Raw genomic sequence first — 13,555 nt, 5'->3', positions numbered from 1 at the left:
ATTACCGATTCAATTCGTATGCAATCCATCAGAAATATAGCCATTATTGCCCACGTTGACCACGGCAAAACGACCCTGGTTGATAAGATTATTCACGCGTCCAAACTCTTTCGGGACAATCAGGAATTCGGCGACCTGATTTTGGACAACAACGACCTGGAACGGGAACGGGGTATTACCATTACTTCGAAGAACGTATCGGTGCGGTACAAAGACATTAAAATCAACATCATCGATACACCGGGTCACAGTGACTTTGGCGGTGAAGTAGAGCGTGTTTTGAAAATGGCCGATGGCGTTTGTCTATTGGTCGATGCCTTTGAAGGGGCTATGCCGCAAACACGTTTCGTGTTGGGGAAAGCCCTTCAGCTTGGTCTGAAGCCAATCGTGATCGTGAACAAGGTCGACAAAGAAAACTGCCGGCCCGACGAGGTACACGAGCAGGTATTCGACCTGATGTTCAACCTGGGTGCTACCGAAGATCAGCTCGATTTTCCAACTGTCTACGGTTCTTCGAAGCAGGGCTGGATGGGACCGGACTGGAAAAATCCGACCGATAACATTACTTACCTTCTCGATACGATCGTTGAGCATATTCAGCCAGCGGCTATGAATGAAGGGCTGCCTCAGATGCAGATCACGTCACTCGACTATTCGGCCTTCGTCGGCCGGATCGCTATTGGTCGGGTACACCGGGGTACGTTGAAAGAAGGTGCCAACATGGCCCTTGTAAAATCGGATGGTTCGATCAAAAAAGTAAAGATCAAAGAACTGCAAACGTTCGAAGGTCTTGGCAAACTGAAAGCCACGGAAGTTCCCTGCGGTGATATCTGTGCTGTAACAGGACTTGAAGAGTTTGAGATTGGTGATACACTCACCGACGCTGAATTCCCCGAAGCACTGGAGCGGATCTCAGTCGACGAGCCAACGATGAACATGCTCTTCACGATCAACAACTCGCCATTCTTTGGTAAGGAAGGCAAGTTTGTAACGTCGCGTCACCTGCGTGACCGTCTTTACAAGGAGATCGAGAAAAACCTGGCCCTGCGCGTTGAAAATACCGACAGCGAAGACCGCTTCCTGGTTTACGGCCGGGGTATCCTTCACTTGTCGGTTTTGATCGAAACCATGCGTCGCGAAGGCTACGAACTACAGGTTGGTCAGCCTCAGGTGTTGTTTAAAGAAGACGAAAACGGTCATAGACTGGAGCCAATAGAAACGCTCGTGGTCGACGTACCGGAAGAAACAGCTGGTAAAGTAATTGAGCTGGCTACGCAGCGCAAAGGTGAATTGCTGATCATGGAGCCAAAGGGAGACCTTCAGCACCTTGAGTTTGAAATTCCATCGCGCGGGTTGATCGGGTTGCGTTCAAACGTACTGACGTCTACGTTCGGTGAAGCCGTTATGTCGCACCGGTTCAAAGAATACCAGCCATATAAAGGCCAGATTCCTGAGCGGATCAACGGTTCGCTTATCTCGATGACCAGTGGTTCAGCTACTGCCTATTCGATCGATAAACTCCAGGATCGGGGTTCATTCTTCGTGGAGCCCGGTGAAGAGATTTACACGGGTCAGGTAATTGGTGAGCACAACCGTCAGAACGATATCGTTGTGAACGTACAAACGGCCAAGCAGTTGACGAACATGCGGGCATCGGGTTCGGACACCAACGTTAAAATTGCGCCGAAGATCGCCTTCTCGCTTGAAGAGTCGATGGAATATATCCAGAAAGATGAATACCTGGAAGTAACGCCGAAGTCAATGCGGATTCGCAAGATCTATCTCGACGAGAACGAGCGCAAACGCAATCAAAGCAAATTCGCTTTGGCGTAGCCTGACAGACAGTAGCGTCTTTCGTTAATATAGAAAATGCCCAACCAGTCAATTGGTTGGGCATTTTTATGTCAGGATGGTTTTATGAACCGGAAGGCGAGGGAGTTTTTCGCACTGGCCGACAAGCTTGGAGCCGGTTGGGCTACATAGGCAGGGGTGGTGGTGATGGTTGACTGAGCCGTAATGTACTCTGCTTGACGGCGCGTAACCTGATAGGCTGCCACAAAGAGAATTATACCAATAACAGCTGTAATTGCCTTTTTCATATCGTTGATTTGTACACTTTGCTATTTTAAAGATTGCTTTGGATAAAAAAACAGGTCTATCGTATACGTTTGGCAACTCCTGAACCCCATTCGATGGCTTCAGTGCTGGCAGTGCTTTCGTATATCAAAAAGCATTCCACTCATATTAACCAACGTTTAATAGACGGTTACAAGGCCATATGCCTTCGATTCCTTATTATACGGCTTCGATCTTGCCAGAAGCAGCCAGTTTAGATACCTTGTTCTCGTGTCTAAACGGCGCACGATAGAGGTAATTCTGAGGTATGGCAGCGTAAGGAGCGGTTATACTAATGCTCATGGTGGTTTTAAAGCTAGATATGTAACTATGAGTTGCATAAATTGTTGTGTTTCGTTCAATCAAAATGTCAGGCCGAAGCGCAGGGCCAGCCTGTTATACACTCGGGATTCATGACGGCTGATATCATTGCCCGCTATTGGTTTGCTCACGGTAGCTTCCTGCCGCTTGTAACTAACTGTCATAATAAACGCTGAGCCTGAACTCAGGGGTCGGCCAACGCGCAGACCCAAACCCGGGTTCATCATCCACCCCCCCTTCGTTTCGTAGCCTGTTGATCCCCGATGCAGCCAGGCCAGCGAATAACCCGCATCGGCCATGCCGAACAGACGAACGTTTTTGCGGGGATGTCTGACAAAGTCGAAACGGATTCCCGCTCCAACCGGCATTAACAGAGCCGCCCTGTACCAGTCGATACCTACGACTCCGCCCACTGCTAACTGTCTGGTAAGCTGCACACCGTTGAACGTTTGGGCCGTCAGACTCAGCTTATTGTCTACCGACTCGCTGATGACTCCTGTGTTGGCCTGGTAACTTACCCGGCCGAATAAGCCGCCAAACTCCGTGTAATTAACAAACGGCCGCCGGGGTATATCGATCTGAGCCACTGCGGATATGACGGGTATCCCCCACCCCATCAGAAAAAGAAAACCAGTAATGAATGGCTTCATACACGTTGCTGATTAGTAGTAAGTCGGACGGCTGACCGGTATTTTGCTCAGCAAACGCAGTTGACGCGGGTTCTGGTAATCATACTGGTAAAACCCATCCTTGCCAATCATCAGCAGTACCTTAGTCGCGTTTACGGTGCCTAATGGTATCACGTCATAAGCATTCATCCCCTCAAGGTGCTGGAGCAGGTTCCGATCGATGTTCTGGGGATCACGGGCGTCGAACGATTTAAGGCCATAAGCGCCCTCACACACGAACAGATTGGGAAAATCAACGCCTAACCCGTGGGGGTTTTTCATAGGGAAACTTCTTAGCAAACGGGGGCTGGTCAGGCTGGTGATATCGATCACGTCCAACTGGTTGGTAAATCCCTGACAGACGGTACCCGATCGCAGGGTCACATAAGCCGTGTTGTCATGAACCACCACCGGATCGCAAACCCGGGCGTGCTGGAAAACGGATAATTGTACGGGTTTCTCAGGATTGACATTGTCGTAAATGTACATACCCGTCTGCGACCCGATAAACAGCTTGTCTTTATAGGGGAAAATGGTTTCAATACCCCACCCCATCTGGATCTTGTTGCCTACTTCCGGATTGGCGGGATTCTTAATATCGAATAACTGCATCTCGGCACTGTTGATCGTATAGAGATACTTATCATACAGGGCAAACCGGGCCATTGACCCCGCTACGCCGTTGGTTGTGTTGGTCTGACTCACATCGGCGCTGGCGAATTGACTGGTAACGAAGCCCCGGTTCCAGAACCAGCCGTTTCTTGGCGTTACATCTTCTTCACAGTCGGTCTCTACGGTTTCAGTCACGTAATCGACTGTCTGGTCGGAAATGATTCCGCTTTGGGCATTATAGGCCCAGTAGGCACCTTCGAATATGCCGTTCTGAAATACAGCTTCCACCCGTTTCACCACCCGAATGTTGCTCAGGTTGCTGATGTCGAACGCCAGCAGGTCCATATAGCTGTCGGCATACAGAACATTGTCCCGGATCGCTATATCCCCGTTGCCGGGAATCCGCAGAAAAGCGACTGTTTTGGGAGCCGTTGGGTTCCGATTATCGATGATATGGATTCCTTCTTTCAGCTCGTTGATAAACAGGTACCCGTCTTTCGTATAAATTTTGCCGGGCTTGATCAGGGGGCGTCCGCTCTCTACGCGGGCCTGCCGAACCTGAGCCGTAGTGAACGATACGGGCGAATAACGTCGAAACGTGCGGGTTTCCTTACACGTGTCAGTACAACCGGTCATGCCTGACAGGGAGACCATAAAGAGCAGGTAAACAGATAGTTTCATAGACTGTATGCGTTGATAGATACCGCAATGATCTTGTCTGTTCCAAAAGGGTTGTAACCGGTTGAAAATAAAATTGCCCGGCTGTCTTGACTACGGCCGGGCAATGTTGGTCTTACACAAAAGTTATAAATTAGTGTCGTTGGTGTACCTGCGTTACGTCAGCACAAAGGCTGGCTTTTCTGCTGATCGCGCGTTGGCAGAGGTCGGCAAACATCAAATCGGTTGGCTCACTGCACGCGTTTGTACACCAATATTCCCGGTTTTTCTCCGCCGTGGAGCAGCCTCAACTGGCTGTCGGTTGGCAGTTCAAAACGGACAACTTCGCGCAGGCTGGCTAAATACAGTTGCTCGAACTGCATGGCTGCGGGCGGCCCCGCTATCTTGGTGCTGCCCACACTCGTGAAAATCATCAGCCCGTCAACCGCTGCCGACAGGAAGCCGTTGTATGTGTTTACGGCGGCTTTCCCGGCTGCACTGAAATGGATGATATCATTGGGTGGATTGGCCGTATCCAGCGCAAATACCAACGTAGTCGCGTAGGTAGAGTCTGGGCCAAGCAGTTGCCAGGTACCAGCCAGTTTGGCTACGCTTGGGGCCACTTCCCGTTTCTCCTGATTGCACTGAGCCAATGACAGGATGACAAAAGCGGCTAGGATTGCTTGCTTCATGAATTGGTTTTTGTTGGATCGGCAATCTTGCCTACGAACAGCACCGTGCCTGACGTTTTCTCATGAATCACAAACACAAAGGGGCGGTTGCAGAGCGTTGGCTCCTTATACGACGTCGTTGAAAAACCCCCTGTTGTGACCGCAGCCGCTTCGGTGCCTTTCTCGTCAACAGCCACAAACGTATTCTGTTTCACAAAACTCAGCAGAAGATTCCCCTTCGGGTTCATTTTTGTGAAATCAGCCCGATCTGTGAAGGCCGTCGGCATGCCCATATCGCTCAGTATGCTGTTCAGTTTGACCGCGTAGTTCAGGGTGAACTTGGGCAGGCCAATATCGACCTTACTAACGGTCATATCTTTCTGTAACTGGCTCCAGTCGGCACCGGTCAGGCTGTTCATTACGGCAGTGGCTGTGGTGTTCTCGGCAGGTAGCAGCACTGTCATCGCAAACTTGCTGTTATCCGCGCCGTAAGGCAGTTCGAAGGCTGTAAACGTGGGCCGAAACGCCCGGCGCATCTCGGTTTCGAGCCGCATCATCCGCACCGTCTTCTCCGCACCCGTTACCAGTCTGAACGGCGAATCGATCGTACTCTCGGGCTTGAACTGCGTTTTCCAGTCTCCTTTGAAATACAGCGCATTCAGTAAGAACAGTACATTGTCGGGCTGGATAGCGTCGAGTACTTTAGGGATTTTACCATTGGTTTTCTCGCTGGCCCAGCTGTTTATTTTTCCAACAGTAGCCGGGTCATTAAAATCCTGCGCCGACACGTTGGCTTTGAACGTTTGCTTCAGCACATCCTGAAATGTGGTAGCCACCTCGAAGGTGTTGCGGTACCAGACCGAATTTGCCAGCTGGAGCGTCACCTTCGGATCAACGGCGGGCAGGTTCACCATCAGATTCTGGTAAGTCTGGTTGGCTTCGGCCAGTGTTTGCGCGTCGAGGTTCAGCGTTTTTTGAATCTCCTGTGCGGTCTGGGCACTGGCCCCGTTTAAAATCATACCCAGCGCCATATGCAGGCTTAAGGGCGAGATGAACAGGTTCTCGCTCTCCCCCCCTGCCTTCGCTACCCGTTTCGCGAGATCGAACGCGAACTGGCTGGTTTGATCGACAAAAGGCGCTGATACGCGTAGTTCCCCTGTCGGCACTGTATTGGCAGGGCCGGGATTTACGCTGGACGTCTGGCAGCTGACGGCCGTTACCAAAAAGCTGGTCATCGCCAGCGTCATCGCAGAAAATAAGCTCGTTTTCATCATACAACTACGGATTTGAGGATAGACTTAATTGGCAATTTTAAACAGAACCGGTTGCTACCGGTAGACATGAACAGCCGGATTGTCGGCAAAAAAATCATTACTAACAGGATAGCGACCTGTTATGGACAGGCAGGAAACGCTTCCCGTCTTTTCCGCAATGCATCAACCAGTGCTTCAGACCCCGGAATCGTTTTGTTATAGCTGAAGGTAACCCGGTGTTTACGGTCGCCCATGGCCAGTTCGACGTATTCGGCTCCGCCATCGGCGCAGTCTGGACACCCAATTGTTTCGGGCTGGCTGCTGAACGAGTCAATGTTAACCAGTGCTTTCAGCGCATCCCAGTCGGCCGAAGTAAGCGTTGTCTGGCAGGTTTTGGTAGGTGATGATGCCTGAGTACGGGTGCCGTTCTGGGTCAGCGTAACCGTCGTTCCATTGACTACATAATCGTGCTGGCAGTAACCCACACACATGCCGAACGACGTGCCGGTACGAATGGTAAGCGGATCGGATGTGGCATTCTCCGCCGAAGAGGCAATGTTGGTTTCTGTACATCGACCCAGCATCAGTGTAACCAGGCAGGTAAGGATGAAGAGTTTCATAGCTGGATACATCTAAAAGTGATAGTCAATACCAAAACTCATACCGGTTGATGTTGGGCGACTCTGCACGGTCGATTCCGGCCGGGTTCCCAACCCCAGCGATGGCTGATAAACGCCTGCCAGTGAGGCCGACCATTGGCGCGATGGCCGATATCTGAACCGGGCACCCATGGTAGCCGCCCACGACACCGGGCGATAAACACCGTCTTTCGACGTAATGACCAGTTCGTCGCCAACGGTATTGCGCACGAAAATGTTGGACAGGAATCCGCCGATCAGGGCCAGACCGAGCCGTTTACGCGGGCGTAGCTGATACCCTACCTGAACGGGTACCTGAACAAACTGGTAATTGTTGGAAAGCGACTGCCGCTCCTGGGGGTTATAACTGTTCTGAAGCGAGTACCGGTTCGAGGCTCCCGAATTATCGAAGTTGGCAACCAAATTGTTGCCGGCCGCTGATGCATTGTTGACGACATTGATCCGCAGTGCATCTACGTACAGATTAGACCCCTTCCCCGCAGTCGCAGGAAGTATACCGGATGACTGAATACCAAACGCCAGGGCCTGTACCGGGCTGTCGACCGTCGATCGGCCAGCCAGATACCCAACACCCGACTCAACCGACCAGCGTTCGGTCAGCTGCAAACCGGCCCCTGCCTGGTAGGCTACGGAGAAATTGGCCCGGCTATTGACCGTCGACTGACTGGCACTGCTGTTACTCAAGGTATTCACCCTACTAAAGGATGTCTGCGCCGTTTGTATACCTACCGACGGATCGAAAGCGCCCGGCATCATACTGACCGATGCCCAGACCTCGCGTGTTTCCCGCTTTGGTTGAACGGCATCCGGTTGTGTCGCTGGTTCCCAGGGGCGGAACCACACAATACGCTGGATCACAGCCGGTGCTCGCAGCCGGAGTTCCCGTTTATGGAGCGGATCGAAAGACAAAGCCGATTCGCTCACCATAGTCGCCTGCTGAACGGTTGCCGGTGTTTGGGTTTCGGAAACAAAAGTCACGCGGTTGCTGGATGGTACCTCTGCTGAAGGGGCTGGCTTTTGCAGTGCTACCCGGCCTGATTGCCTGTTGGCAGTTGGCTGTTCATCGACCGGTTTGGTTGCGGCACCAATCCGGCTGTCTTCAAAATCGTCTGGTCGAGCCGTTGTCTGTACGGAGGCTACTGGCGCGTCATAAGGGCGCTGGCGGGTGGGTTGAACTGTATGACTGGCTGTAGCGGATCGATTTTTTGGGGTAAATGCAAGGGTGCCGGGCGCTGGCCGACCCGCTACCGGCGGCTGGCTGTCCATCGGTTTACGTAAGCTGGTCACGGGCGCTTCTTTTGGACTGGCCGAAGCAACACGATTGGCCTGGTCAGGCGCTGTATGCTGAGCCAGGGGCATGGCTTTTTCGGTCGAAGCGGGTTGTAGTACCCACCAGCCAACCAGCAGCAGTGCGATGGCCGCTGCCAGGCCGGAACCCCAGACGACCGACCGCGACGCTACCATACCTGCACCCCAGAGCGGCAGGATTTTGGTGCTTTCGGATTCGTCTAACCGGCGCTCAACAGCATCCCACACGCGGAGCGGGGGCGTTTCGGCGGCTTCTTCAAAAGCTTTCCGCCAAAAATCGTCCGGTATATTTTGTTCAAATTCACTCATTTCTCACAGGCGGTAAGCCATATCGTTGTTCACGTTGTAACTTCTGCTGCAGCAAACCACGCGCCCGGGCATACTGCGATTTGGAGGTTCCTTCTGCTATATCGAGTAGTTCGGCAATTTCCGGATGGTTGTAGCCCTCAATGGCATAGAGGTTGAACACCGCCCGGCACCCGGGTGGCAGTTCCTGGATCAGCTGGAGCAGGTATTGATAATTCAGTGCAGGCAGGCTCGTATCGGCCTGCGGCAGAACAGGAGCCAGCTCCTGCACATCAACCGCATGTTCCCAGGGTTTCTCTTTCCGAATGTGCTTCAATGCCGTATTGATCACGATGCGTTTGAGCCAGGCTTCCAGCGGACACTCGAACCGAAATGTATCGATATGCCGAAAGACCTTCACAAACGCGTCCTGTAGCACATCCTCGGCTTCGTCGGGGTCTTTGACATACCGTTTACAAACGACAAAGAGCTTCCCGGCAAACCGCTCATAGAGCTGTCGCTGCACAATCCGGTCTTGCCGACGGCACCCTTCGACTAATGCGTATTCATCCTGCATACCAACGTTGACAAACTGAAGACCCTGTTTGGGTAAGGATAGTTGGAATGGGGTAAAAAAAAATTATGCGCCCTTTTTAAAGATAATCAGCCTGGTACCTGTGTAGAAAAATGCGAAAAAAGATAAGTACCAGTTTAATGGACAGTACATACTGGTTAGATTTTAACGCCTTACTGTCGATTCATGTATATTTGGTAAACTCTTCGATAGATGTTTCGTATGAACCGTCGTGACGCACTTCGCTATTCACTAGGGGCCGGTTTAACGGCGCTTGCCTGTCCTGCCCTGCCGCGGGAAATAGCCGGCAGCCGGTTCCGGGTCGGTGCCTGCGACTGGTCCATTGGTCCGGCCGGTGATGTTAACGCGTTTTCCGTAGCAAAGCAAATCGGACTGGATGGTGTGCAGGTAAGCCTGAACACGAAAACCAACCACGAACATTTGCGTCAGAAGGACGTGCAGAAAATAGTCATAGAGTCCGCCAGGGCATCGGGGGTGGCCATTGGTGGCCTGGCCATCGGTCTACTGAACGAAATTCCGTACAAATCCGATCCACGCACGGAGCAATGGGTGCAGGACAGTGTCGATGTAGCCAACGCGTTGGGCGTACGAACAGTTCTGCTGGCTTTTTTCTCAAAGAACGACCTTCGCGATGACAAAATAGGCACACAAATCGTTATCGACCGGTTAAAGGCTGTGGCCCCTAAAGCCGAACGGGCTGGCGTGGTGCTGGGCATCGAATCCTGGTTGTCGGCACCGGCGCACCTGGCCATCCTGGATGCCGTCGGCTCACCCGCCGTACAGGTATACTACGATGTCTGTAATGCGTCGGTAATGGGATACGACATTGCCCGCGAGATTCGATTACTGGGCAAAAACCGTATCTGTGAGTTTCATCTGAAAGAGAACGGTCACCTGCTGGGCCAGGGAAACGTCGATCTGAACCAGGTAAAAGAAGCCCTTGATGACATTGGGTATACCGGCTGGATTCATATAGAAGGGGCCGTACCTGCTGGGAAACCCATGCTGGAAAGTTACATCGCTAACAACAGGACCGTACGGTCGCTGTTTGTGTAAATTATTTATTGCTCATCCGGTTTTGTGAATGGTTGGATGAACGTGTATGTATGAAGACAACACTAACTGCTTTCAATAGACTGCCCCTGTTTCTGACAACGGCCGGTTTGCTGTATCTGGCCGGACAAACCGTTTCGGTGTCAACGAAACCGTCAACCAGCTACGAACCCGCCGGCACAAACGGTCTTCATCCGCAGCATCTGGGCGCAATGGGCCGGGATTCGGGCCAGACGCTCTACCTGCCCGATGACCTCGAAGCTACGCTTTGGGCTGAAGCGCCTATGTTCTACAATCCGACCAATATGGACATTGACGCCAAAGGGCGGGTCTGGATTACGGAAGCGGTCAACTATCGCAAATTCAATAACAAGCCCGGACCGGATGGTTCGAGACCGGATAGTCCCGGATCGGATGGGTCCCGCAACCGGCTCAACCATCCGGAAGGCGAGCGGGTCATGATCCTCGAGGATACCAATGGAGACGGAAAAGCCGATGCGAGCAAAGTGTTCGTTACCGATCCTGACCTGGTATCGCCCCTGGGCATTGCTGTCATTGGCAATAAGGTCATTGTCTCCTGTTCGCCCAATATCGTGGTGTATACCGACGAAAACGGCGATGACAAGCCCGATAAGAAAGAGGTTATGCTAACAGGCTTTGGCGGGCTGGACCACGATCATGCGCTACATGCCGTTGTGGCCGGGCCCGACGGCAAATACTATTTCAACACGGGTAATGCCGGACCGCATGTTGTTACCGACCGCGACGGCTGGACACTCCGCTCCGGAAGTCTGTATGTGGGAGGAACGCCCTACAACAAAATCAACCACGGCAATCAGGTGAGCGACGATGGGCGGGTATGGGTGGGCGGTATGGCCCTGAGGATCAACCCCGACGGGTCCAACCTGAAAGTCATGGGCCATAACTTCCGCAACAATTACGAAACGGCGCTGGACTCCTATGGCAACATGTGGCAGAACGACAACGACGATCAGGTAGTAGCCTGCCGCACGAGCTGGCTTATGGAAGGCGGTAACGCAGGGTATTTCAGCAACGATGGAACCCGCTACTGGCAGGGCGACCAGCGCCCCGGACAGTCCATCCCCGTGGCCCACTGGCATCAGGAAGATCCCGGCGTAATGCCCGTAGGCGATATCTCGGGAGCCGGTTCTCCTACGGGTATGGTCGTGTACGAAGGCGATCAGCTGGGCCCCCAGTACCGGGGCATAGTGCTCAGCGCCGAGGCTGGCCGGAATGTGATCTTTTCGTACAAACCGGAGTCATGGGGAGCGGGGTACCGGATGCCACGCACCGATCTGATCAGTACCTTCCCGCAAGTCAGCGAAAATTACAAATGGGACGATGTAGCAACGGACACCCGCAAATGGTTTCGGCCAAGCGATATTACGGTGGGTACCGATGGCGCGCTGTACATCGCCGACTGGTATGATCCCGTGGTGGGCGGCCATCAGATGCAGGATAAAGAAGGCTATGGACGCATCTACCGGATTACGCCCAAAGGAAAGAAACTGCGTTCGCCCAGGATTGATTTACGCACCATCGATGGTCAGATTGCGGCCCTGCTCAACCCGGCTGTTAACGTACGGATGCTGGGTTTCGAGGGGCTGAAGGAGCGGGGCGAAGAGGCCGTCGAACCCGTTATGGCGTTGCTGACATCGACAAATCCGTACCATAGGGCGCGGGCCATCTATCTGCTCGCCCATTTAGGGGCCGAAGGGCAGTTTGAGGTAGAGCGTTTACTGAAAGCAGCTGATGCGTCGACACGGCTGGTAGCGCTACGGGCGCTGCGAAGTATAACCCCCGAAAATTCAAAAGCGATTCCATCGTTGACCGCTTCGCAGAAAGCGCTGATGCCGTTGCTGGGTAATCTTGCCAACGACCCCAGTGCGGCCGTCCGCCGGGACGTGGCTATTGCGCTGCGCGATGTGCCCTATGCCGAGTGCCGTTTCATGCTGCTGAATCTGATCAAACGCTACGACGGGCAGGATCGCTACTACCTGACCGCCCTCGGTCAGGCTGCCGATGGGAAAGAAGAAGCCCTGTTCGATGACCTCCGCCCGACACTCCCCGCCGATCCGGTTGTGTGGGATCAGAAAACGGCTAATCTGATCTGGGAGCTACACCCGCCCTCGGCCGTTGAATTGCTGAAAAAACGAGCCGACGCCCAACAACTTTCGGCCGACGCCCGTAAACAGGCGATTGTAACGCTGGGATTCATCAAGAGCCGCGCTGCCGCTCAGGCTATGGTTGACCTGACCAAATCGCCCGATAAAGACATTGCCGATCAGGCAAATTACTGGACGGGCTTTCGGCGCGGTAACGATTGGGCTAAACTGCTGAACTGGGATGAGCTGATGCCAACGAAAGTATCGGCCAGTGAGCAGAAAATGCTGGCCAGGCGGCAGGTGCTGCTAGATGAGTACAAGTCAGATACAGAAAAGCGCCGGACCGCGCTCGAAATGGCCCGCGACCCCGAAGGAGGAAAAATACTGGTAGGGTTAGCGGCCGAAGGTAAATTATCGGATGTGCTCATGAAGGCGGTGTCGTCAACGATGTTGAAAAATCCGGACCAGACCGTACGGACGATGTCAAGAGAATATTTTAGCCCGAAGAAAGCCGTTGAGCCGGTCGTTGCCGAACAAGTACGTTCTGAACCTGTGCGTACCGAACCCGTCCGGGTGGAGGTCACCAGAGCAGAAACGGCTCCCGTTGAGATGCCTAAACCTGAATCGCCCAGGAAGGTGATTGCCAAAGCCGAAACAACGAAAGCGGAACCGGTAAAAAAAGAGGCTATTATGAAAGAGACCAAAGAAAGCCCGGTTGTATCGCCGACACCCGCGCCAGCCGCTTCGGTCACCAGTGGCCGGGCCGGGTTGGTACTCGACCAGATCGCTTCGCTGACGGGTGACGAACGAACGGGCCAGGCGGTGTTCAAAACCACGTGTGCCTCTTGCCATCGCCACAAGCAACTCGGCAACGACGTTGGGCCGGAGCTAACGCAGATCCACCAAAAACTCGACAAAAACGCCCTGCTCGACGCTATTCTGAATCCCAGTGCGGGTATTGCGTTTGGTTACGAGCCGTGGCTGGTTACTACCAAAACCGGGCAGACTTACTACGGTTTTCTGGTGAGTGATGGCGAACAGTCGGTCGTTATCAAAGGGGTAACGGGACAGAAGCATACAATCCCGACAGCCAGCGTGTCATCACGCCGTCAGTTCAAAAACAGTCTTATGCCCCGCCCTGAGTCGATGGGTCTCAAACCCCAACAAATAGCTGATTTGACAGCGTTTTTGCTGAAGCAGTAGGTAGCAGGCAGGTTGTAAGCGGGTTAGGC

The 13,555-nt window shown here is 53.1% G+C and carries 11 protein-coding genes; 3 read left to right on the top strand and 8 right to left on the bottom strand.

All coding sequences use genetic code 11. The features are described 5' to 3' along the window. The first annotated feature begins 18 nt into the window (after positions 1-18). On the top strand, positions 19-1,833 hold the full coding sequence (gene typA / locus FH603_RS03490) for a translational GTPase TypA (RefSeq protein ID WP_186736067.1): 1,815 nt from the start codon (positions 19-21) through the stop codon (positions 1,831-1,833). A gap of 71 nt (positions 1,834-1,904) precedes the next feature. On the opposite strand, the gene FH603_RS03485 is transcribed toward typA, so the two are convergent. From FH603_RS03485 to FH603_RS03450, 8 genes are all read right to left on the bottom strand, one after another. Then, complete coding sequence (locus tag FH603_RS03485) at positions 1,905-2,099, bottom strand: hypothetical protein (RefSeq protein ID WP_186736066.1); 195 nt, start codon at positions 2,097-2,099, stop codon at positions 1,905-1,907. 378 nt (positions 2,100-2,477) lie between these two features. Then, positions 2,478-3,086 (bottom strand): hypothetical protein, encoded by a 609-nt coding sequence (locus FH603_RS03480; RefSeq protein WP_186736065.1) that lies wholly within the window; start codon positions 3,084-3,086, stop codon positions 2,478-2,480. A gap of 12 nt (positions 3,087-3,098) precedes the next feature. Beyond that, on the bottom strand, positions 3,099-4,397 hold the full coding sequence (locus FH603_RS03475; RefSeq protein ID WP_186736064.1) for an LVIVD repeat-containing protein: 1,299 nt from the start codon (positions 4,395-4,397) through the stop codon (positions 3,099-3,101). Between the two features lie 227 nt (positions 4,398-4,624). Continuing rightward, positions 4,625-5,065: an META domain-containing protein gene (locus tag FH603_RS03470; protein WP_186736063.1), complete on the bottom strand. Its 441-nt coding sequence runs from the start codon at positions 5,063-5,065 to the stop codon at positions 4,625-4,627. Beyond that, positions 5,062-6,318 carry a serpin family protein gene (locus FH603_RS03465; RefSeq protein ID WP_425326519.1) on the bottom strand — a complete coding sequence of 419 codons (1,257 nt, stop codon included), beginning with the start codon at positions 6,316-6,318 and terminating at the stop codon, positions 5,062-5,064. The genes FH603_RS03470 and FH603_RS03465 overlap by 4 nt, the downstream gene beginning before the upstream one ends. 119 nt (positions 6,319-6,437) lie before the next feature. Beyond that, positions 6,438-6,917 (bottom strand): hypothetical protein, encoded by a 480-nt coding sequence (locus tag FH603_RS03460; RefSeq protein WP_186736062.1) that lies wholly within the window; start codon positions 6,915-6,917, stop codon positions 6,438-6,440. A 12-nt stretch (positions 6,918-6,929) separates the two neighbouring features. Further along, complete coding sequence (locus tag FH603_RS03455) at positions 6,930-8,573, bottom strand: hypothetical protein (protein WP_186736061.1); 1,644 nt, start codon at positions 8,571-8,573, stop codon at positions 6,930-6,932. Further along, entirely contained in the window at positions 8,566-9,126 is a 561-nt protein-coding gene (locus tag FH603_RS03450) for an RNA polymerase sigma factor (RefSeq protein WP_186736060.1), read from the bottom strand. Before FH603_RS03450 ends, FH603_RS03455 begins: the two co-directional genes overlap by 8 nt. A 219-nt stretch (positions 9,127-9,345) precedes the next feature. Here FH603_RS03450 and FH603_RS03445 point away from each other — a divergent pair, with 219 nt between their 5' ends. After that, positions 9,346-10,200 (top strand): sugar phosphate isomerase/epimerase family protein, encoded by an 855-nt coding sequence (locus FH603_RS03445; RefSeq protein ID WP_186736059.1) that lies wholly within the window; start codon positions 9,346-9,348, stop codon positions 10,198-10,200. 50 nt (positions 10,201-10,250) lie between these two features. Continuing rightward, positions 10,251-13,526: a PVC-type heme-binding CxxCH protein gene (locus FH603_RS03440; RefSeq protein WP_186736058.1), complete on the top strand. Its 3,276-nt coding sequence runs from the start codon at positions 10,251-10,253 to the stop codon at positions 13,524-13,526. Positions 13,527-13,555: the final 29 nt, after the last annotated feature.

The sequence above is a fragment of the Spirosoma utsteinense genome (genome assembly GCF_014282275.1).
GTDB lineage: Bacteria > Bacteroidota > Bacteroidia > Cytophagales > Spirosomataceae > Spirosoma > Spirosoma utsteinense.
The sequence above is the reverse complement of the archived record's forward strand: the minus strand, read 5'-3'. Positions and strand labels throughout refer to the sequence as shown.

Bases quoted from the DNA above. Each gene is read 5' to 3' on its own strand.
- typA (WP_186736067.1), top strand. From the start codon at position 19: ATGCAATCCATCAGAAATATAGCCATTATTGCCCACGTTGACCACGGC.
- FH603_RS03485 (WP_186736066.1), bottom strand. From the start codon at position 2,099: ATGAAAAAGGCAATTACAGCTGTTATTGGTATAATTCTCTTTGTGGCA.
- FH603_RS03480 (WP_186736065.1), bottom strand. From the start codon at position 3,086: ATGAAGCCATTCATTACTGGTTTTCTTTTTCTGATGGGGTGGGGGATA.
- FH603_RS03475 (WP_186736064.1), bottom strand. From the start codon at position 4,397: ATGAAACTATCTGTTTACCTGCTCTTTATGGTCTCCCTGTCAGGCATG.
- FH603_RS03470 (WP_186736063.1), bottom strand. From the start codon at position 5,065: ATGAAGCAAGCAATCCTAGCCGCTTTTGTCATCCTGTCATTGGCTCAG.
- FH603_RS03465 (WP_425326519.1), bottom strand. From the start codon at position 6,318: ATGATGAAAACGAGCTTATTTTCTGCGATGACGCTGGCGATGACCAGC.
- FH603_RS03460 (WP_186736062.1), bottom strand. From the start codon at position 6,917: ATGAAACTCTTCATCCTTACCTGCCTGGTTACACTGATGCTGGGTCGA.
- FH603_RS03455 (WP_186736061.1), bottom strand. From the start codon at position 8,573: ATGAGTGAATTTGAACAAAATATACCGGACGATTTTTGGCGGAAAGCT.
- FH603_RS03450 (WP_186736060.1), bottom strand. From the start codon at position 9,126: ATGCAGGATGAATACGCATTAGTCGAAGGGTGCCGTCGGCAAGACCGG.
- FH603_RS03445 (WP_186736059.1), top strand. From the start codon at position 9,346: ATGAACCGTCGTGACGCACTTCGCTATTCACTAGGGGCCGGTTTAACG.
- FH603_RS03440 (WP_186736058.1), top strand. From the start codon at position 10,251: ATGAAGACAACACTAACTGCTTTCAATAGACTGCCCCTGTTTCTGACA.